The organism is Rhodococcus sp. 11-3 (assembly GCF_023704055.1).
Lineage (GTDB): Bacteria > Actinomycetota > Actinomycetes > Mycobacteriales > Mycobacteriaceae > Rhodococcus > Rhodococcus aetherivorans.
Genome location: NZ_CP080406.1, coordinates 2,240,494 through 2,261,574, shown reverse-complemented (window position 1 = coordinate 2,261,574; position 21,081 = coordinate 2,240,494). Strand labels below are relative to the sequence as shown.

Here is a 21,081-nt window from a genome sequence, read left to right as displayed (position 1 = left end):
GACTTCGAATGTATTCAGGGGTTATTGCCGGATCGGAGCTCGTGGGTAACGGACTTGTTGCCCCGGTTAACGATCTTTGACGGACTGCGCACGTCCCACTTGGCCGATGGGAGCCGCACTCCCCCGCTGCACCCATTCCACCCCGAAGTTCCGGTGCACCGGCGCACCCGCCGCGCCGTCGATCCGCGCGAGCAGCAGTTCGGCGGCGGCCGAGGCCATGTCCTCGAGGGGCTGGCGCACCGTCGTCAGGTCGAACATCGACCAACCCGACGCGTCGAGGTCGTTGTAGCCGACGATCGACACGTCGTCGGGCACGAGCAGGCCCAGGCGTTTGGTGGCGTCGAGGGTGCCGTAAGCCATGTAGTCCGTCGCGCAGAACACGGCTGTCGGCCGGTCCGGCCGGCTCAGCAGCTCCATGCCGCCCTCGAAGCCGGTCTTCGCGTCCACCGCGCCACGGTGAACGAGCGTCTCGTCCAACGGATGGCCGTGCCTGTCGAGGCCTTCCCGGAAGCCGGCCTCGCGCAGCTTCACGCTCGCGTTCTCCAGGGGGCCGGAGATCAGCCCGATGCGCCGGTGCCCCATCTCGATCAGATGGTCCGCGACGAGCCGGCCCCCACCGACGTTGTCCGACGTCACCCGGTCCACCCGGCCGGCCTGGCTGCCGTCGACGTCGCGGTTGAGGATCACCAGCGGGATCTTCCAGTCGATCATCTCCGACACGATGGGTGAGTCCAGCCGGGCCGAGATGAACACGACCCCGTCCACCAGCCCGCCCCGCAGCGCCAGGATGTCCTTCTCCAGCGACCCCTCGGTCCGGTCGCTCATCAGCAGCACCCGATAGTCGTGCTGCGCAAACCGGTCCTGCAGCGTGTTCACCAACGTCGGATACGACGGATTCCGCAGATCACCACTGACCACCGCGATCGACGACGACCGCCGCGTGATCAGACTCCGCGCCGTGATGTGCGGGACGTACCCCATCTCCTTCGCCAGGGCCTGGATGCGCTCGCGGGTCTCCTCGATGACGCGCGGGTCGCCCCGGAGGGCACGGGACACCGTCGACTGCGACACGCCTGCGGCGCGTGCGACGTCGTAGCTGGTGACCGACTTGTTGCCCACGCACGGATTCTAGGTATACGCAGGCCTCCGCGGCGCGCCCTACTCGTCGACCCGTTCCACCATCGGCACGATGAACTGCCGCGCGAGCGCCACCGGTTGCTCGTTGTCGTCGATGTCAACCACGTCGCCGGGCACCGTCAGAAACTACGCCGAGATCCGGACCATCATCTCGGCCGTCAGGTCAATGTTCAGACCGTCCGGGGTGTTGTCGGCGCGCTGCTCACTGCGGAGCTGACGGGCGACGAACTGCCGGGGTTATGAGCATCCGCCCGTCCTCGCCGACAAGCGGGCCGGCCAGCAGGGTCGGCTCGGTCTGGAGGAGGTTGCCGATCAGGGAATAATGGCCCCAATTCCCGACTGCGTTGCCGTGTTGTACGACCCGACCAGCAATGTGCTGCGACCGCAAGCGCGCCGACGGCAAGAAGCACAACGCCGACCAAATCTGGCTCATACGGCAGCGTTGCGATGTCCTCTACGCCATGCTCGAGAACATAACCCTCTGTAACACCCCACTCCCTCGGCGGCTTGCCAGAAGTCAGAGGGGCACCAGCCAGATCGAGGCCACTCCGTTGCTTCGCGCGCAGTCTTACGATGGTTCGCAGTCTTACGATAGTTCCTTGACGCGAACGCTGACTTGCCATCTAGGGTGCCCTTACAGACGCCAACAGTGCGGGAGCCGACACAAGGGGGTGGGTGGATGATCTCAGGATGGCGCACGACGATCGATGCTGTCGGCAAAAGTGTATTGCCACCGGATCCCGATGTGCTTGAGGCCATCGGACTCAGTCACAAGTTGACCTCGGCGATCGCTGATCTCGTCGACAACGCCATCGACGCGAAGGCTACCAACATCTGTGTACGTTTCGTCGAGGTCGAGGGACGCCTGTCTTCCCTGCTCGTCTCGGATGACGGCATAGGCATGGACGATGAGGCCATCGACCGTGCCATGACGGTGGGTAAGCGACGTGAATACGACGACCAGGCTCTGGGGCACTTCGGAATGGGACTGAAGGCCGCCTCATTCAGCCAAGCCGACGTGCTCACAGTCATGTCCAAGCGGGCGGGAGGGAAACCGGTCGGCAGAAGGTGGGTGCGCAGCGGTGCGAAGAATTTCGAGTGCGACGTCTTGGACTCGGAGCAGGTCGGATCGGAGCTTGATGCAGCGCCGGTCGAGCAATCCGCTGGCACAATCGTGCGCTGGGATCACATTCGGACCTTCCCTGCTTCCGACGACCGTCGCGTTACAGACGACTTCCTGTCCAGAACCTTTCAGGAACTTCGCACCCACCTCGGCCTAGTGCTACATCGTGTACTGGCGAAGAGCCCAATATCGATCACCCTGGATGTCCTCGACGCCGACTCGGGCGAGACCGGCGCACCCCAGACGATCGATCCGGTAGATCCGTTCGGTTATCGCCGAAGCGGCCAGGCCGGGTACCCTAAGACATTCGAATGCAAGGCCGGGGGGCGGATCCTTCCCATCCATGCTCACATTTGGCCAGCACGCAGCGAGGCTCTCGACTTCCGCCTCGACGGAAACCCGGAACGACGACAGGGCTTCTATTTCTACAGAAACGACCGGCTCCTGGAGGGCGGTGACTGGAAGGGAGCGACCGTGCCCAGCCGTCGCCTCCAGTTGGCCCGAGTCGCGGTAGACATCTCCGATGCCCTGGATCTGTTCTCGATGAGCATGGAGAAGAGCACCGTCCATCCGAAGCCGGAGTTCATCCGTGCCGTTGGCAGGGCCATGGCACCTGATGGAACAACGTTCTCGGAATTCCTGGAGACCGCCGAGAACGTCTACCGAGTCGGCAACCAGCGGAACAGAGGACGCAAGGAGGTCGTTCCCCCCGGTCCGGGATTGGCTCCCGCCGTGAAGCGCGCGATCACCTGCGAGCTGCCCATACATGATGGCCGTGTCCCGATGGAGATCCGGTGGAAGTGGCTGCCAGGTGACGACTTCTTCGAGGTCGATCGCTCACAGAACACTTTGTGGCTCAACACCATGTACCGGAAGGCCTTGTTGGCTGGGCGTCGCGGCGGACTCAACGACGTTCCGGTCGTCAAGGCTCTCCTCTACCTCCTCGTCGAGGACATCTTCACGGGTTCGTCATACGGTCCGAGAGATAAGGACAACGTCGAGATCTGGCAGTCGATTCTTACCGCCGCGGCTCAGGCTGAAGCCAATGACTGACCGGTTGGCCGGCGGCGCTTCCCGGCATCTCGGGATCGAGGGTGTCAAGAGGTACGTAGAAGAGGGCCTGCCTGGCACTCTCAGAGTGGAGGGCGCTCCGATCGGGTACCTGGTGATCGACCCGGCCGGTAAGCGTCTTGCGGTCCGGGTGCCAGCAGAGGGCCCACTTCCCAATTGTGCGCGCTACGAGAATGTCGCGGCTACCCGAGTGCGCCGTAATGGGAAGGACTGGAATGAGTTCAGCGTTGCCGCCGTCGATCACCTGGAGGACCTGTACCCGCTCCTGTGCCAGGTCCTCGATCGTGTCCAACTCGAGGGCCAGTCGTTCAACAGGGCGGTACTGGACGTCCTCCGGCTGTACCGCAGCGTCCTCAGCACCCGGACCGCGATGACGGAGTCGGACCAGATCGGCCTCTACGGCGAACTCCTCGTGCTGGAGCATCTCATCACGACATCCGGGGCTGAAGCCGCGATGGCCCGATGGCTTGGGCCCTCCGACGAGGAACATGACTTCGCCTTCGCTGACTTCGACTTGGAAGTGAAGACGACTTCCGCCGAGCGACGGCGACATTGGATCTCGTCCCCGACACAACTGACGCAGACGCAATCGAAGCAACTCTTCTTGCTGTCCATTCAGATCACCGGGGCCGGAGATCAAGGACGAAGCCTCCCTCAGCTCGTCAGCGAAATCGCTAGCCGACTCGGCCACCGATCGGCGGCGTTCCTGGCCGAGATGGCAAGGGGTGGGTACCGGGAGGCAGACGCTGATCTGTATCCGAAGCCGTGGACGCTCAGAACGCATCCGGCAGCATTCTGCGTCGACGAGAACTTTCCCGCCATCCACATAGAGGCCCTGGCCGAGTTCATTCCTGAGATCAGCCGGATAGTCGACCTTCGCTACCTGGTGGACCTCACAGGGCTGACACAGTCAACACCCGAGGTTCTGCACAGCCTCGTGAGACCCGCAGAGGAATCGGAATGACTATCCCTGTGAACGCCTACCTCGCCGCGCTCGGCGCCATGCAGGATCGGCCGAAGGATCTTCTCAAGCGTGCCGAGATGGAAGCCTCGGATTACGGCGGCGGCGAGGTCTCGCATGACTCGCTCCTGGCCCACCTACAACAAGCTTCCCCCAACGACCCCTTGAGGCAGAACTTCGGGCTCAGGTTGGCCAGATGGGACGCTGTCATCGATCCTGACTGGAGTGACCAGCTACCAGGAACCATCGACCGGCGGCGCGGCATCTACGAGTCTCTCGGCGTCACCGAGGCTGTGTCTGAGTGGCTCACCATGCACTACCCGCCCCATGAAGAGGGAACGATCGTCATCAGCAGCGACGAATGGGATCCCTGGTACATCTCAGAACGTCGTCACGGACGATTCTACTGGGACGCCTACGAGCGGCACCTGCTCGAGGTCAAGAAGTGGCCAGCTCTCGCTGTGCAAGACCTCGACAACGCCAGTGATCAAATCCTGGAGCGTCTCGCGGATCCGACCCGGAAGGAAGCGTTCCAAAGCAAAGGCCTGGTAGTCGGATATGTCCAGAGCGGCAAGACAGCCAACTTCACCGGTGTCGTGGCGAAGGCCATCGACGCCGGCTATCGCTACATCATCGTCTTAACGGGCATGATCGACCTGCTGCGCGACCAGACTCAGCGCCGTTTGGACATGGAGCTCGTGGGCGTCGAGAACCTCCTCGGCGATGGAACCCTTGACGAGGTTAGCTCGGATCCCAAATTCGATTACGGCCTGGATGAGGACTGGCCGTACAAATTCATGCGCCTCGGCGTCGACCCCGACACCGCCCAACAGCCGTCCATCACCCGCTACACCGGGCAAGCCGGCGACTACAAAGGACTGGGCGGAGCAGCAGACCAACTTAAGCCCGTCAAGATTCAACCTGATCTTCCGCTCTACGCACCGGAGAACCTCACCCGAGCACGAGCCGGACTCTTCGTCATCAAGAAGAACGCGCGGGTCATCGACAAATTGGTCGCAGACCTGAAGCGTGTTCGGAACTCGATCAAGGACATCCCGGTCCTGATCATCGACGATGAGTCAGACCAGGCCTCGGTGAACACGGTCAACCCCGAGAAGGTCGCGAAGGCGAAACAGGAAGGCAAAGAGGTAGCCAAGAGAACCGCAATCAACCGCGGCATCGGTGAGCTCCTAGGGCTCATGCCGCGAGCTCAGTACGTCGGCTACACGGCGACGCCATTCGCCAACGTCTTCATCGACCCCGATGATGCCCAAGATCTGTTCCCGAAGGACTTCGTCGTTGGTTTGAAACGACCCTTCGGCTACATGGGAGCGGCCGACTTCTCCGATGTGGACAAAGACTTCGACCCCACCACCACGCAGCTGGATCCCGCCGAGTCCAATCGCGCTGCCTTCATCCGCGATCTCCGGGCCGACGACCAAGAGGCCCGGTTCCAGGAGCTGAAGGATGCATTGGACATGTTCGTCCTAACCGGCGCCGTGAAGCTCTTCCGAGCGCACAAAAATTCCCAACTATCCTTCCGACACCACACGATGCTTGTCCACCAATCCGTCTATATGGCCGTACAGAAGGACGTGATGCAGGACGTGCAAACCCTCTGGGGGGAGTCCGGATACACGACCCCTAGGGGCCTTAACAGACTTCGAAAGCTCTACGACAAGGACCTCGCTCCCGTATCCGCCGCCCGGATCGAGGCCGGCGTGCCAGCGGTGCCCTCGTTCGATGCACTAAAGCCGTACATCGGCCAGGCGGTGGCACGCATCGCGGAACATGCGGGGAACCCGGTCATCGTCGTCAACGGCGACACGGACCTTCAGGCCAACCAGCAGCAACTCGACTTCGACAAAGGCAGCGTGTGGCGCGTCCTTGTCGGTGGCACGAAGCTGAGCCGCGGATTCACGGTCGAGGGCCTCACCGTAACCTACTTCCGACGCGTAACCAGGTTGCACGACACGCTTACCCAAGCCGGACGCTGGTTCGGATTCCGCTACGGCTACAGGGATCTGGTCCGTGTATTCATTGGTCGTAGCGAAAAGTTCGGCACGAAGCGAGTCGATCTGCTTGAGGCATTCGACGCGGTCGTGCAGGATGAGGAGGAGTTTCGGACGCAGCTGCGGTCGTACTCCCAGCTTGTCAACGGCCGACCGCAGATGCGCCCGATCGACATCCCACCCCTGGTCAGCCAGCACCTCTTTTGGCTGAAACCCACCGCAACCAACAAGATGTTCAACGCCGTACTCGAACAGCAGCATGACCCCGAGTTCGGACTCGACGGCCATCCAATCGATAGGACTGCGCTGGAGACGAACCTCTCTCTCTGGGAGGAGGTCCTCAATGAGCTCGGCCCACCGCGGCAGCTCTTGCAGACCGAGCCGCTCACGAACACTTTCGAGGCTCGATGCGGCATCGCGTCATACGCGCGCGTGCTGGCCCTGCTCCGGAACCACATCTGGCTAGAAAACTACCGCGAACGCGTCGTGGACCCACGCCTGCGGTTCCTCGAATCACTCCAGGACAAGATCGAAGACTTCGCTGTCATCTCTCCACAGCCGGGTGGAATTGCTAAGGAGGACTTCGGGACGATAGGAGAGTTTGCGGTGGTTTCGCGTAGGCGCCGGACCGAGCGCGGGAATCTCATGGGCGAGCCTACGGACCCCAAGCACCGGGGGCCAGCGATCAGGATAGCTACCGGGCACGCCCACACTGACCCGCGACTCAGCGATCTCGCAGGGGCCAGAAGGGGCGCCCTCCTCGTCTACGCGGTAAAAGACACGACTGAAGGCGCGGATCCCACCCGCATGTTCGGCTTCAGGGTGTTCCTCCCGAGCAGCGTCATCCCGCCCGGGCAGGCGGTCGTCCGGTTCCGAGCCAAGCAAGCCTCGAAGCAGGCTATCGTCGACAACACCGACCACGTGTAGGAATGACGGTTCTCCAGTTGAACGACAGTCCCTTTGGGCTGCCGCAGCGGGACACCTGATGCGTACGTCGTCGCGACTTTCGAATGCGTCCCATAAAATCGGGGGCGTCCGTTAGGCGCTGGATCCGGCCTGACATCGGTGAGTCCTAAGTTGGCTCAATATGAATGATGACACACGCCTAGGACCTGCTGGTCTCGACACGATCGAGAAAGTTCTCGCACACCAGCAGCTCCGGTTAAGCTCGGCGAGTGGCCTTTTGATGGCGCTCATTGAAAATGGATCTGGCGCACTTTCCGTGAAGCCTCTGCCACGCTTCACTATTCGAGGTGGACGACGCGCTTCCGCAACAGGTCGAGGTTGGCGCGCCCGTACATCTGTCGCTTGAGCATTTTGATTCTGTTCACGTGCCCTTCGACAGGCCCGGAGTTGTGTTCGAGGGTCAACCCGGCGGTGACGGCATCGAGGTCACGGCGCAGGCCGGCGGCGAAGGACCGCAGGGCCGGTGATCCGGTGGCGTCGACGCTGGTCATCCAGCTGATGAGTTCGAGTCCGCGCCGCTCGACCATGATCTCGGCGAAGCCGCGAACGTGCTCGCGCAGGGCGGTCAGTGCGGGACTGCGTTCGAGGATGTCGGTAAGGCGGCGACTGTCGGCGTCGGTGAGACGGTCGGGTCGAGAGGTCAACCACCCGGTGACCTGCCGGGCGGATGGCGCCGGCGGTGGCGCCGGCCGCGTCCGGTGCGCAACACGCAGTGGTGCCAGGAACCGGCGGACGGTCTTGGCGCTGCCTCGGTAGCCGCGATCGGTGATCTCCGCGGTCAGGCGGGTGGCATCGGTGCACCCCGCGGCGAAGCGGTCACGCAGGTAGGTTTCGTGTTCGCTGAGCAAGGTGGGTCCTGCTATCCGGGTGGTGGTCAGCAGTTCGTCGAGGTCATGGGCGCGGGCGAAGCGGCGGACGGTCTTGCGGTCGAGGCTCAGTTTCCTGCTGATCGCCGAGATCGTCATCCCGTTCGAGACGAGTTGTTGCACGGTGGCGTGCCGTTCCCTGGTGCGGGTGATCAACCGGCCGTCCGGCCACTCGGCATTTGTAGTGCTGGTACCACAGTCGATCTCGTTGGCAGTGGTGTCGGTGGCGACCTCGCCGGGGTCGACGGGTTCGGTCGGTGGGCGAAGATCGCAGCGGTGCCGAACCACGGTGTCCTCGACCGCGCCGACGAGGTTGTGCCACAGGTGCCACCGGTCGGCGACCTGCACCGCATTCGGTGCGCCGACGCGCACGGCTTCGGCGTAGGCCCCCGCCCGGTCGCGACACACCACCTCGGCACCGGGATGCTCCCGCAGCCATGCGGCGACGGTCTCGCTGGTGCGGTCCGGAAGCAGGTCGATCGGCCGGCTCGTGGTCAGATCCACGATCACGGTGCCGTAGACGTGTCCGCGGCGGACGGCGAAGTCATCGATGCCGAGTACGGGCGTGGCGCCGATCGGCCGGTCGGGGATCGCGCGCACCGTTCGCAGCAGGGTGTCGCGGCCGACCGTGATCCCGAGCCTGGCTGCCAGGCGGGCGCCGGCGCGACCGGCCATTGCCAGACCGATCGCCTCGAGCACTGCGTCGAGCACCGTAGTGCGGCGGGCGCACCGTCTCGTCAAACCGGCTATCTGTTCGGCGAATGTAATTGCCTTGCAGTCGGTGTTGAGACAGAAGAATCGGCGCACAGTCAGTACGAGAACGACCGGGCGGGCACCGATTGTCGTGTCGGCCGGTCTGCGTCGGTATCGGGAATGGACCCGGCTCGACGGCGTGTCGCATTTCGGGCACCGTGCTTCGCTGCGGTGAGGGTGGGCGTGGATCCGGATCGTGGATCCGACGAGGCGGACGGCGTCGACAACGACGTCGGTCAGATGCGGCAGCAAGGCCGCCGGGAGCGCAAGGTCACACCATGATGATCTTGGTCTATGCCGAGTCGTCCCTGATCAGGGGCACGTCAGGACCTTCACGGAAAGTGCGCCAGATCCTTGAAAATGCCCAGTCCTGCTCACCGTAAGTGCTCACCCGTGTGGCTCCGCCGATGAGGGCGGGTCTCCTTCGATGCTGGTGGTCTCTGACCACGCACCAGCACCTCGAAGGAGACCCGCTTTCTCATGTTGACATGGGAGGACGATGTGGAGATACACGCACTGCACAAGCGAGGCTGGACGATCTCGGCGATCGCCCGGCACACCGGCCGCAACCGGCGCACCATCCGCAACTACATCAATGGCGTCACCACGCCGGGCGTGCGCAAACGGGCCGGTGAGGACCCGTTCGAGCCGTTCGTCGACTACGTGACGGCCCGGCTGCGCGAGGACCCGCACCTGTGGGCGCGGACCTTGTGCGACGAACTCGAAGACCTCGGCTACACCGCGTCGTATCAGACGCTGACCCGCCAGATCCGCACCCGCAACCTGCGCCCGGTCTGCCCATCCTGCGCGGGCGCCACGGAGCGCCCGAACGCGGTGATCGAGCACCCGCCGGGGGAGGAAACCCAGTGGGACTGGGTCGAGCTGCCGGACCCACCCGCGTCGTGGGGCTGGGGCAAGACCGCGTATCTGCTGGTCGGCTCGTTGGCGCATTCGGGACGCTGGCGCGGGGTGCTCGCCCCGGCGATGACCCAGCCGCATCCGATCGACGGCCTCGACCGCGTCTGTCGCAAGCTCGGCGGCCTGACCCGCACCTGGCGGTTCGATCGGATGGCCACGGTCGCTCACCCCGACAGCGGGAAGGTCACCGCCACGTTCGCCGGCGTCGCCAAGCACTACGGCGTGACGGTCGCGATCTGCCCACCGCGGTCCGGGAACCGCAAAGGGGTGGTCGAGAAGGCCCATCACACTGCCGCACAAAGGTGGTGGCGAAGTGTGGCGGACGAGATCACCGTCGAGCAGGCCCAGGCGAGCGTGGACAGGTTCTGCAGCCTGCGCGCCGATTCCCGGCTGCGGGCCACCGCCGACGGCAAGGCCTCGGTGCTGACCGTCGCCGCCCGCGAACCGTTGACGCCGGTGCCGGCGAGCCCGTATCCGGTGGTGCTGCGCGAACCGCGGACCGTCTCCCGGCAGGCATTGGTGCCCTACCGCGGCAACCGCTACTCGGTGCCCCCGGAGCTGGCGTCGGCGCAGGTCGCCGTCACCCGGGTCCTCGGCGGCGAGGTGATCGACATCGTCACCGCCTCGCAGATCACCGTCGCCCGGCACCGCCTGGCTCCGGACGGGGCCGGCGCCGTGGTCCGCGACCACGGCCACGTCCACGCCCTCGAACAGGCCGCGATGGCCGGCGCCGCCACCGGTGGCCGGCCGCACCGCCGCAAGGAACGCATCCCACCCGGACCCGACGCCCTCGCTGCGGCAGAAGCATTGCGCAACAACACAACCGACTCCGAATCGACGTCGATCACGGCGCGGTCGACGGTCACCGACCTGGCCGCCTACGAGCGCGCTGCCCGTGGAAGGAACACCCTCGCATGACCACCACGCCCGCCTCCGACACCACCATCGCCACCACCCCGCAGGCCACGAGCCTCTACCAGCGCCTGCGCGGACACCTGGCGACGCTCAAGCTGCACGACGCCGCCGAAGCCCTGCCGTCGGTCCTCGACCGGGCGCAGAAACAGGGCCTGTCGATGACCGCCACCCTCGAACAGCTGCTCTCGATCGAGGTCGACGCCACCGAAGCCAGGCGCCTGTCCGGGCGGCTGCGGTTCGCGTGCCTGCCCACCCCGGCCTCACTCGAGGACTTCGACTACGACGCCGCGCCCGGCCTCGACCGGGCGCTGATCGCCGAGCTGGGCACCTGCCGGTTCCTCGAAACCGCGACGAACGTCCTGCTCATCGGCCCGCCCGGAGTCGGCAAGACACACCTGTCGGTCGGGCTCGCCCGGGCCGCCGCGCACGCCGGCTACCGCACCTACTTCACCACCGCCGCCGACCTCGCAGCCCGCTGCCACCGCGCCGCGATCGAGGGCCGATGGGCGACGACGATGCGGTTCTACGCCGGACCCACGCTGCTGGTGATCGACGAACTCGGCTACCTACCGCTGCCCGGCGAGGCCGCATCCGCGTTGTTTCAAGTTGTGGCGCAACGATATCTGAAAACCTCGATCGTCATCACCACCAACCGCGGTGTCGGCGAATGGGGCGAGGTCCTCGGCGACACCACCGTCGCCGCCGCGATGCTCGACCGGCTCCTGCACCGCTCCGTGGTCCTCAATCTCGACGGCGACTCCTACCGCCTGCGCGACCACCACGCCCGAGCCGAAAAGCTCCGACAGGCCACCACCGGCACCCGGCAACCGCTACAGTGAACCCTGCTCACGGGTGGGCACTTCCACCGAGCACAGTTGAGCACTTTCGAGGATCTGGCGCACTTTCCGTGAAGGTCCTGACGTGCCCCTGATCAGGGACGACTCGGCATAGACCAAGATCATCATGGTGTGACCTTGCGCTCCCGGCGGCCTTGCTGCCGCATCTGACCGACGTCGTTGTCGACGCCGTCCGCCTCGTCGGATCCACGATCCGGATCCACGCCCACCCTCACCGCAGCGAAGCACGGTGCCCGAAATGCGACACGCCGTCGAGCCGGGTCCATTCCCGATACCGACGCAGACCGGCCGACACGACAATCGGTGCCCGCCCGGTCGTTCTCGTACTGACTGTGCGCCGATTCTTCTGTCTCAACACCGACTGCAAGGCAATTACATTCGCCGAACAGATAGCCGGTTTGACGAGACGGTGCGCCCGCCGCACTACGGTGCTCGACGCAGTGCTCGAGGCGATCGGTCTGGCAATGGCCGGTCGCGCCGGCGCCCGCCTGGCAGCCAGGCTCGGGATCACGGTCGGCCGCGACACCCTGCTGCGAACGGTGCGCGCGATCCCCGACCGGCCGATCGGCGCCACGCCCGTACTCGGCATCGATGACTTCGCCGTCCGCCGCGGACACGTCTACGGCACCGTGATCGTGGATCTGACCACGAGCCGGCCGATCGACCTGCTTCCGGACCGCACCAGCGAGACCGTCGCCGCATGGCTGCGGGAGCATCCCGGTGCCGAGGTGGTGTGTCGCGACCGGGCGGGGGCCTACGCCGAAGCCGTGCGCGTCGGCGCACCGAATGCGGTGCAGGTCGCCGACCGGTGGCACCTGTGGCACAACCTCGTCGGCGCGGTCGAGGACACCGTGGTTCGGCACCGCTGCGATCTTCGCCCACCGACCGAACCCGTCGACCCCGGCGAGGTCGCCACCGACACCACTGCCAACGAGATCGACTGTGGTACCAGCACTACAAATGCCGAGTGGCCGGACGGCCGGTTGATCACCCGCACCAGGGAACGGCACGCCACCGTGCAACAACTCGTCTCGAACGGGATGACGATCTCGGCGATCAGCAGGAAACTGAGCCTCGACCGCAAGACCGTCCGCCGCTTCGCCCGCGCCCATGACCTCGACGAACTGCTGACCACCACCCGGATAGCAGGACCCACCTTGCTCAGCGAACACGAAACCTACCTGCGTGACCGCTTCGCCGCGGGGTGCACCGATGCCACCCGCCTGACCGCGGAGATCACCGATCGCGGCTACCGAGGCAGCGCCAAGACCGTCCGCCGGTTCCTGGCACCACTGCGTGTTGCGCACCGGACGCGGCCGGCGCCACCGCCGGCGCCATCCGCCCGGCAGGTCACCGGGTGGTTGACCTCTCGACCCGACCGTCTCACCGACGCCGACAGTCGCCGCCTTACCGACATCCTCGAACGCAGTCCCGCACTGACCGCCCTGCGCGAGCACGTTCGCGGCTTCGCCGAGATCATGGTCGAGCGGCGCGGACTCGAACTCATCAGCTGGATGACCAGCGTCGACGCCACCGGATCACCGGCCCTGCGGTCCTTCGCCGCCGGCCTGCGCCGTGACCTCGATGCCGTCACCGCCGGGTTGACCCTCGAACACAACTCCGGGCCTGTCGAAGGGCACGTGAACAGAATCAAAATGCTCAAGCGACAGATGTACGGGCGCGCCAACCTCGACCTGTTGCGGAAGCGCGTCGTCCACCTCGAATAGTGAAGCGTGGCAGAGGCTTCACGGAAAGTGCGCCAGATCCACTTTCGATGAGCCTCATCACTTTATCGACATGCAGGCCGCCTAGACCGGAACTCGGGGTTCTGAACTCGCACACTAACGAGACGAAACCCGCGACAATCTGCTTCAGCTGCCGGATCGGCGCTTGAGTGCGCACCACACGCACGGCCTCGTCACGGAACTCCTCGGGTACGGCTTCGGCACAGGGTACATCGCTCCAGCAGTTCCTCCCAACACCAAGATGCAGATTTTCCTATCCGCGCAGCGGTTCCCTCTTAGAACCAACGCATTTGGTGCCAGGCATCCTGGCCAGGAACACCTAACCGTACCGGGCATGCTGCCGCCCCGACGGTGGAGTGTCCTCGGCGAGGACGGCCACCGTTTCGGCCGCTGCTTCGGCAACCTGTCGCCGAAGCTCGTCTTCATCCAGGGCTTCGAACTCTACGACTCCGCTCGTTCGGAGGAGTCGCTTGAGCACGTCACGCAGGAGCTGGCGGTCGTTCACACCACTGCGTTCGATGCTGGGCCAGGTCTCGGCGAGCGCCCGCACAAGTGCACGGCTGCCGCCCAAGGACTTGCGCCGAGCGAAGATCTGGTCGAATGCCGCCTCGCCAAATGCGTCGAGGAGTCGATAGCGCTCCACCTGTTGAGGCAGGACGAGGAGGTGCGCGCGCCACCACAGGCGTCCCCAGACGTGGCGCGTGATGTCCGTGCCGATGACTCGGTCTGCCGGAGGGCTGGGGTAGCGCCAATAGGAGACGTCCGGGAGAAGCACGAGGGCGAGGAATGCCCAGATCGAGCGGACGGACGCTTCGGCTGCCACCAACCCGGATCGCTCGTGGAGGAGCTGGGCGACTTCCAGGTCGAAGCTCGCACGGTCCGCACGCCGACCCTCCTCCGGGAAGCCAGCGTTTTCCGCCGCCTTGACGATTCGATCTCTGAGATCGTGGAGTTCGTCCTCGGTGACCCGACGTCCACCCGTCGCCGCGAACACCGCGGACCGATGAGCGAACGCGGCACGATCGTGCAGCTGCTCGAGGGTCGCGTGCGTGTACTGCTGGTGCAGTTCGCGGGCGGCTCGGTCGAGGAGACGCGGGTAGAGCACACTGGTCACGGCGCCGCCAAGAGATTCGTAGCGTCCTGGATGCGGCTCGTGAACAGCGCAGGCTCAGACAGTCGCTCGCGCCGCAGCGCCTCTAAGGTGAACGCCGGGAAGGTCATACGGAGCACGGCCGCGAGTAGGGCACCCAACGATCCTGTCGGGTAGTCGACGTCGTCGGCGAAATCTTCGTGCGTCAGCGCTCGCTCGATGAGGGTTCGTTGGACATCGGTGCGTAGGGTGGAGAGGACCCTCCGATCGGCATCGGTGGGCGAGCCCGCACCGGCGAGGGCGTTGACTACGATCTCCCGCCGCTCGTTGGTGAGCAGGAGGATGGACCCGAGTGCGGCGGCCTCAAGATCCTCACCGACCTCAAGGTACCAGCTGGCTCTGGTCGGGTAGGGCAGGTCGTGGAAGTCGACGATCGCGAGCGGGAACAGGACTGCGTCACCCTGCAACCGGGTCGAGAACTTGTCGTTCCACAGCACACTACCCGGGCGGCGGGCCGCGGCCGCGGAGGCGCCGTCGGTGGACCGGCGCAACGTGAGGACGGTGTCGAGCTCGAGGATGCCGCCGAGTTCATCACCGTCGAGGTCGAACTCGATGTTCAACTCGATCCCGTCGCGCGCCGGCACCCTGGCACGCCACGCCCGCCCTCGCAGCGCGGAGCTCGATGCCGCCCAGCGGACGGTGAGGTCAAGGTCGGCATCGTCGACGAGTCCACTGAGCCGACGTGCGCGCAGGCCGTCGACCTGCACCGGCCGGCGGATCGAGAGGACGGTGTCGTAGTCCCAGTCGGGCAGTTCCCGCGGAAGCTCTTCGGTACCGTCGGCTGCTGCGCGGGACCACGGTCCTGCCACGACGACGTCCGCCGGTGGACGAGTGAACGGAAACGCCCGACTCATGCGGCATCCTCTCCGACGGTGGAGCCGACGACCGCGATGTCGGTCACGGTGTCCGGCACGGGATCGACGACAAGGTCGACCTCGCACGGGCTATCCACCATGCACGCCTCGGTCTGCTCCACACCCGCGGGCGTCACCCAGCAGCGAACCGTGGGTACGGCTGCGCCGGCCGGTGCCTCTCCCTCACGGCCCTCCCAGGTGGCCACGGCTAGACGAGCATTGAGGCGAACAGGGGCCGGTCCGGTCACCGCGAACCGCTGGACAACGACGACATCACCGTCGCGTTCCTCGACGCGGGGCTCGCCGACGGCGCCGACGCGAACTCGATCCCGCGGATTCGGCGAGGATCGACCCGCTCGACCGGCGCCGGAGACACCCCCGGCGACACCACGGCCGCTGCCCATGACAGCGTCACCGTCACCGCCGGCATCCGACCCGTCGGATTCAGTCGCGAACGCTGCCGCGACGAGTCCACCAAGAAAGTTGCTCGCGGCACCTAATGCGACTCCACTCGTGGACGCAGTGGTGGTCGTCACCGAAGTTCGAAACGCTGACAGTTGTTCTCTGATCCTGGTGAAGGTGACCTTCACGAAAGTCTTGGAGTGGCCGGTGAGTTGCTCATGCACCCACTGGTCGTGGGTCGGTGGTTCGGCAGCTGCATAGGTTTCATCGAGGTCGTCGTCGGCTCGAAAGACGCCCGCGTATGCTTTGTTCACCGAACTGGGTTCGGGCCCCTTGTAGTACTGAACTACCAGCTCGGGCGAGCGCATCAGACAGACATGATGCGGATCCCCGTCCACGCCCGCGTAGCTGGCGGCCAACGGCACCGAATCGGGAGACAGCGGAACTACCACGGCCTTGTCGATTGCGAAACGGCCCAACAACTTGCGAGGGCTCTTGCATTCCAATGCCATCCCCCGATCGGATGCCAGACGGCGATAGGCGGAGACGAACATCCGCAGCGGATAGGTCTTCGCCGGATCGGGAACGGCGTACGTCCGACCGCCCGCGACGACCTCCGGGACCAAGCGCCGGTCACCCCGCTCCGGGAGCATGATCGGCCACAGCTGCCAGGCGATGGTGTCGGCAAGGTGTTGCGCCGCCGACTCGATGTCGTCGAAATCCTCAAGATCAGGATCGAGGACGATCAAGGTGGTGCCCGACTCGTGCTCGGCGAACGGACGCAGTCCGAGCATCCGCGCGATGCTGTCCGCTTGGTTGCCGACCAGCGGCTCGACGTGCTCGCCCTGGACGTCGCCCCACCAGTGGCGCCCAGTGTACGGGCGGGCCTGCGCGTCGGCGCGCTCGCGGCTGTCGTACGAGTCGCCGAGAGCGATGCCGATGAGTCGAGAGGTCAGCCCGACGCCGGCAATCTCGGTCCGGGTGTACACCAGAATGGTCCCGACCTGTGAGAGCCGATAGAGCACGGCCTTGCCGTAGCCGTACGTGCCACCGCCCTGGACGGTGTCCCGCTTTTCGCCGACATTGAGCACGAATGAGACCCAGTCCCGACGGTCTCGCGCGAGCTCGTCCGCGCGCGTCGGCCCGCCGAGGCCTTTGGTGCCCCGGTCCACTACCGACAGTAGCCTGAGGTTCGGGGTCCGCAGGGCCTGACGGACCCGAAGGAAAGGCTGGGTTTGTGGAGACGGGGTCAGCAGCCGCTCCCACGCGGGCCGGTGGGTCGGCGAAACGGTCGTCAACTCAAGCCGGTAGGTCGTCGGCACTCCCGGCAGCCGGGCATCCCAGGAGTTTTGCGCGGTCTCCCGGACAAACACTGTCAACGGGTCCACAGGGGGGCGGCCGAGCTGATTACGGATGCCCTCCGACGCAATCGCGCCGGTCGGAGGGAAGGGCTGAGACCACCACTGCGGTGTCGTCACGACTGCCTCATGAACTGCGCAAGCTCCTCGTCGTCGAGGCGGACCGCGGCCGCAGAGGCGCAGTCCAGATCGACGACATAGACGATATCTTCGACGCCAGCAGGCACCGCGTGCCCTACGAAGCTGGTCGCGACGACCCGGGGGAAGGCCGGTCCGACCTCGTAGGCACGGTGCTCGAGGACCTCGAACAACTGCCGCGCGTAGATCTCGCTCTCGGCTTCGCGATAGCCATACTCCTGCAGGAGCTTCCCGAATGCGGGCGGGTCGTCCGACAGTTCCATGATCTCGTCGACGAGTGCGGGCACCGAGATGCCCTGCCCCGTCCCGAGTCGGAACCATCTGAGGATCAGCCGTCCTGGCGTCGCGAGATCGAGTTGCGTGGCGCCGTTGATCTGCACCCGACGCCCCTCCGCGGCCATCGTGGTCTTGACCTCGACGGCGTCGACCCTGAGGTGAAAGTCCTGTGCCATCCGCTCCGGGCCGGTCCAGAACGCGACAGCGCCCGGATCCTGCCCAAGCATTTCGCGTAGCACGTACAGCTCACCGAACAGCCCGGCCAAGACGGACGGCGACAGCGTCTCGCGTGCACCGGCGAGGAGAGCTTTCCAGTCGGAAAGCGCCTTCCGGAGCCCGGCCACGGCCTTGTCCGGGTGCGCGGCGACCCGCTCGATTATCTCGACACACAACGCGGTGAACAGATCTGCCTGATCTGCGTCGACCAGCTCCAGGCACGCGTACGTGCGGTAACTCTGCTCGTCCTCCAACGCGCGCCTGCGCAGGACAACCGCCTGACCGTCGAGATCCTCTTGCAGGGTCTGTTTCGCCAGGATCGGAATGAGCAGCGCGCGCCGGCCCGAGCGGTCAACCGCGGCGAGCAATGGACCGCGGACGGAGTTGACGCCGACCTCGGCTGTCCGGAACGCCTTCGTCGCCGGCTGTGCGGCCACGGCGGTCCAGAGGTGCTGGAGCTGTCCACCGTTGACCGTCATAAGGATTCGTCGTCCTGCTCAAGAACGGAGTCGTCTTCCACTTCGACCGCGACATTGGACAAATCGGCGCTGAAATACTCGACGTCGGAATCCATGCTTCCCGGGCGGGGCTCGGGGAACACGATGGTGACCCCCACCACGACGTCGTCGGTCGGCGCGGCAAGGGGTCGACGGCCGACCTTGTCCCCGGTGTCGGACTCGGGTTCGATCGGATAGATCAGCAAGAGGCCCTGATCGGGACGTTGCTTCTGCCGCAGCTCGAGGATCTCCTTGTGCGTCGCCGGTACCGGTCCGTCGAGGAGGAGATCAATGGTCTCGTCCCGCCGGCTGCTCAAGGTCTTGATATCTGCGACATCACCGAGGACCTGGTCCTTCTGCCCCAGTCGGGCGCGCTTGACCATCCGCACGCACACTCCCCCACCCATGTCCCGAGGCTCGGTCTCGTCCCGGCCGTTCCCGATCACAGCGACGCTCCAGCGCAGCAGGGCTCCTGCCCGGACCCGCTTGGTGATGTAGCTGACGAGGCGGTCGCGGTCGCCGTCCGACGACTCCTGGTGGAATTCGTAGGCTCTAAGGAAGTCGATGACGTCGTCGTAAGGAACGTCGGTGAAAAGCGCCGTCTGCTTCCGGACATGCTCATGGCGGACGCCGTCTTTAGCAGCGGCCGCCACGAGGGCCCGGGCGGCCGCCGCGTTACCGGCCAGCCACTCACGCCCTGCGGCGGAGACGTCGAAGAACCGCGCCTCCACGAGCTGTCCGCCATACGCGGCGTGTGCGAGAACCGCGCTCGTCATCTTCGCCTTAGATGTGATGCTCAACTTGGGGTGCGACCGAAGACGGACGGCGAAGGTCAGAGGGGTCTCGTTGGACGTCATGTAGCGGTTGATGTCCTGCCGCATGTCCGCCTCGACCGTTGCGAGGTGTCTGAACCACCCGGCGAGCTCGTCGGTCATCCAAATCCGAGGCAGATCCGCGTAGTGGTTCCGATACCCGAACCACCTACCCATCTGCAGCAATGTGTCGTAGGCAGACACTGCGCGGACGAACAAGCTCGAGACCAGGCCCTCGAGGGTGAGACCGCGGGAGAGGGTGCTGCCGCCGACGGCGATTGCCGTCACCGGGCCAGCTTCATAGTTCAGGCGGTCCTTGCTGCGGTAGTTGTCGATGATCACGCGGGTGTCTCGGACAACGTTTCGGAGCTCGCCGAGCACCTGCTCGAACGGCACCCCTTCTTCCCCGAAGTCGCTCGCCGAAACCCGAGCGGTCTCCCGATCCCACGTCGCACGCAGACGCTCCACGTACACTATGTCGCTGGCGTCCAACCGCTCCAGTGTCCGAGCACGTAGATGCAGCAGAGGCTCCTTGAACGCCTCGTGCACGCGCGTTTCGGTGGTCGTGTGCACGAGCATCGTCGAATGCGGGTTGCCGCCGCCGCGAACTCTACGAGCGGCGGTGGCCAGCCAGAACCACTCCACCGCAGCACGGAGGGAGTGGGTGATCGCCGGTTCGAAATCGGCCGCTTCCTTTTTGTTCTTTGGTTTGAGATCGTCGACTTCGTCCTCAGGGACCTCCCGGATCATGTCCCAGCCACCGGGGAGGTCCTCAGGATCCTCACCGGCGAGAAGATCACGCCCGAAGAGCACCTCGGTACCGTGGTACCCGTTGGGCTGGGGCAGGTTGACGATGAAATCGCGGGGGTAGAAATCCTCCTCGACCGACGGGTCGATCAGGAGATTCGCGAACGGCGTCGCCGTGTATCCGACATACCCGACCTGCGGAAACTTGTTCAGCACGTCGAAGAGCAGCGGGTTGATCTTCGGGGTGGCGACCGTAGACTGGTCGGCCTCGTCGTCGATGATCAGCGTCGGGCACTTCTCGAGATACTCACCTGCCGAGCCGAGCCACTTGCTGAGCTTGCGGAGAACGACGGGGTTCTTCTTCACCACTAGCAGCAGGCACTGCCCTTTGGCCGCGAAGAAGGCCTTCGGGTTCGGCGGCGGGACGAAGTCCTGGGTCTCGCTGGTGACCTGGTGCCATTGCCCCGGGTTTGAGTCGACCAGGTCCTTGACGAGCCGAATCTGGGTCTGTCGGCGCAACGCATTATGGATGCCCGACAGCACGATAAACAGCTTGTAGCCGCGGTCGGCGGCCTTCGCCATCACGGCGGTGAAGTTGGTGGTCTTGCCGGACTGGACGAAGCCGACAACGAGCCCACGAGTCCGAAACTCGTCCTGCTTTGGGTGGTCGAGCAAGGCGACGATCTTCGTCGAGGACTCGTCGACCGACCGGATGTTCTCCTCCCCGAAGTCCTTCTTCCGCATGGACCCCAGAAGGGCAGGCCAGTTCTTGTCCTTGTCCATGTCCGGACCCGTGTACCAGGTGGGCCGTCCGTGGAGGAACACTGACGGCGGCTCATCGAGTTCACGAATCCGAAGGCTCTCGGCGTCATGCTTCTCACGCACCAGCTTGATCACCGATTCGTCCGCTCCGAACAACCGCAGATTCTTCACGGCATCGTGAGGAGTCATCGACTCGGTGAACTTGAGGAACACCTCGTACAGCTGCTCCACCTGCTCGTCTGAAATCTCGTCGGTTGTCATTCGCCCCCTTAAGGACATGCGCCTGTTCATGATCGACACCGACCTCCGTGGCCGCATCGAAGGAGAGGATATAGGGCTCGATCCCGGCCTTGTCCGATCCTCCATCGAACGGCGGCGAGATGTCGTCGATTGGCAGCCGTTCCAGGCCGAACAGTGTCACCTCCAACGAGCGATCAGCGTGAGGCCTCCGATGACGTGGGGAGGGAGACGACGATCCACGGTGGACTAGCGGGGGCTCCCGCCTACCGTCATTGTCGGATCTCAGGTGTCTCCGGAAGGATCGT

General features: G+C 65.0%; 13 protein-coding genes and 1 pseudogene. 7 read left to right on the top strand and 7 right to left on the bottom strand.

The genetic code is table 11. The annotated features are described in order from the left end of the window. Positions 1-66 precede the first annotated feature (66 nt). A complete protein-coding gene (locus tag KZJ41_RS10835; protein ID WP_102799694.1) occupies positions 67-1,119 on the bottom strand; it encodes a LacI family DNA-binding transcriptional regulator in 1,053 nt (350 codons plus the stop codon). A 364-nt stretch (positions 1,120-1,483) separates the two neighbouring features. Here KZJ41_RS10835 and KZJ41_RS10830 point away from each other — a divergent pair. The 4 genes and pseudogenes from KZJ41_RS10830 to KZJ41_RS10815 all read left to right on the top strand — a co-directional run. Beyond that, positions 1,484-1,637 (top strand): annotated as a pseudogene (locus tag KZJ41_RS10830) (IS110 family transposase); the annotation flags it as partial. Between the two features lie 179 nt (positions 1,638-1,816). Next, complete coding sequence (locus tag KZJ41_RS10825) at positions 1,817-3,313, top strand: ATP-binding protein (protein WP_102799696.1); 1,497 nt, start codon at positions 1,817-1,819, stop codon at positions 3,311-3,313. After that, positions 3,306-4,295: a PD-(D/E)XK motif protein gene (locus tag KZJ41_RS10820; RefSeq protein ID WP_102799697.1), complete on the top strand. Its 990-nt coding sequence runs from the start codon at positions 3,306-3,308 to the stop codon at positions 4,293-4,295. Before KZJ41_RS10825 ends, KZJ41_RS10820 begins: the two co-directional genes overlap by 8 nt. Next, entirely contained in the window at positions 4,292-7,231 is a 2,940-nt protein-coding gene (locus KZJ41_RS10815; protein WP_102799698.1) for a Z1 domain-containing protein, read from the top strand. Before KZJ41_RS10820 ends, KZJ41_RS10815 begins: the two co-directional genes overlap by 4 nt. Before the next feature lie 317 nt (positions 7,232-7,548). Here KZJ41_RS10815 and KZJ41_RS10810 read toward each other — a convergent pair whose 3' ends face one another. Next, positions 7,549-9,141: an ISL3 family transposase gene (locus tag KZJ41_RS10810; protein WP_251550749.1), complete on the bottom strand. Its 1,593-nt coding sequence runs from the start codon at positions 9,139-9,141 to the stop codon at positions 7,549-7,551. A 228-nt stretch (positions 9,142-9,369) separates the two neighbouring features. On the opposite strand from KZJ41_RS10810, the gene KZJ41_RS10805 reads away from it, so the two are divergent. The 3 genes from KZJ41_RS10805 to KZJ41_RS10795 all read left to right on the top strand — a co-directional run bounded on the left by KZJ41_RS10805 (position 9,370) and on the right by KZJ41_RS10795 (position 13,306). Further along, positions 9,370-10,725 (top strand): helix-turn-helix domain-containing protein, encoded by a 1,356-nt coding sequence (locus KZJ41_RS10805; RefSeq protein ID WP_251550751.1) that lies wholly within the window; start codon positions 9,370-9,372, stop codon positions 10,723-10,725. Continuing rightward, positions 10,722-11,561, top strand: coding sequence for an IS21-like element helper ATPase IstB (gene istB, locus KZJ41_RS10800; protein ID WP_102799626.1), 840 nt, complete (start codon positions 10,722-10,724; stop codon positions 11,559-11,561). Before KZJ41_RS10805 ends, istB begins: the two co-directional genes overlap by 4 nt. Before the next feature lie 152 nt (positions 11,562-11,713). After that, positions 11,714-13,306, top strand: a complete 1,593-nt coding sequence (locus KZJ41_RS10795) for an ISL3 family transposase (protein ID WP_251550749.1) — start codon at positions 11,714-11,716, stop codon at positions 13,304-13,306. Between the two features lie 337 nt (positions 13,307-13,643). Here the strand turns inward: KZJ41_RS10795 and KZJ41_RS10790 are convergent, their stop codons facing one another. Genes KZJ41_RS10790 through KZJ41_RS10770 form a run of 5 tightly spaced genes read right to left on the bottom strand, consistent with a single transcriptional unit; the run spans position 13,644 to position 20,797 of the window. Next, complete coding sequence (locus tag KZJ41_RS10790; protein WP_102800519.1) at positions 13,644-14,438, bottom strand: DUF6339 family protein; 795 nt, start codon at positions 14,436-14,438, stop codon at positions 13,644-13,646. Next, the gene (locus tag KZJ41_RS10785) at positions 14,435-15,328 is read right to left on the bottom strand and encodes a hypothetical protein (protein WP_102800520.1); all 894 of its coding nucleotides are present in this window, start codon (positions 15,326-15,328) and stop codon (positions 14,435-14,437) included. The genes KZJ41_RS10790 and KZJ41_RS10785 overlap by 4 nt, the downstream gene beginning before the upstream one ends. After that, positions 15,325-17,208 carry a hypothetical protein gene (locus KZJ41_RS10780; RefSeq protein WP_146034372.1) on the bottom strand — a complete coding sequence of 628 codons (1,884 nt, stop codon included), beginning with the start codon at positions 17,206-17,208 and terminating at the stop codon, positions 15,325-15,327. Before KZJ41_RS10780 ends, KZJ41_RS10785 begins: the two co-directional genes overlap by 4 nt. After that, on the bottom strand, positions 17,205-18,197 hold the full coding sequence (locus tag KZJ41_RS10775; protein ID WP_251550747.1) for a PD-(D/E)XK motif protein: 993 nt from the start codon (positions 18,195-18,197) through the stop codon (positions 17,205-17,207). The genes KZJ41_RS10780 and KZJ41_RS10775 overlap by 4 nt, the downstream gene beginning before the upstream one ends. Further along, positions 18,194-20,797, bottom strand: coding sequence for a Z1 domain-containing protein (locus tag KZJ41_RS10770; RefSeq protein WP_102800523.1), 2,604 nt, complete (start codon positions 20,795-20,797; stop codon positions 18,194-18,196). Before KZJ41_RS10770 ends, KZJ41_RS10775 begins: the two co-directional genes overlap by 4 nt. Between the last annotated feature and the right edge of the window lie 284 nt (positions 20,798-21,081).

Coding starts and splice junctions, on each gene's coding strand:
- KZJ41_RS10770 (WP_102800523.1), bottom strand. CDS start 20,797: ATGACAACCGACGAGATTTCAGACGAGCAGGTGGAGCAGCTGTACGAG.
- KZJ41_RS10815 (WP_102799698.1), top strand. CDS start 4,292: ATGACTATCCCTGTGAACGCCTACCTCGCCGCGCTCGGCGCCATGCAG.
- KZJ41_RS10805 (WP_251550751.1), top strand. CDS start 9,370: ATGTTGACATGGGAGGACGATGTGGAGATACACGCACTGCACAAGCGA.
- KZJ41_RS10825 (WP_102799696.1), top strand. CDS start 1,817: ATGATCTCAGGATGGCGCACGACGATCGATGCTGTCGGCAAAAGTGTA.
- istB (WP_102799626.1), top strand. CDS start 10,722: ATGACCACCACGCCCGCCTCCGACACCACCATCGCCACCACCCCGCAG.
- KZJ41_RS10785 (WP_102800520.1), bottom strand. CDS start 15,328: ATGAGTCGGGCGTTTCCGTTCACTCGTCCACCGGCGGACGTCGTCGTG.
- KZJ41_RS10775 (WP_251550747.1), bottom strand. CDS start 18,197: ATGACGGTCAACGGTGGACAGCTCCAGCACCTCTGGACCGCCGTGGCC.
- KZJ41_RS10820 (WP_102799697.1), top strand. CDS start 3,306: ATGACTGACCGGTTGGCCGGCGGCGCTTCCCGGCATCTCGGGATCGAG.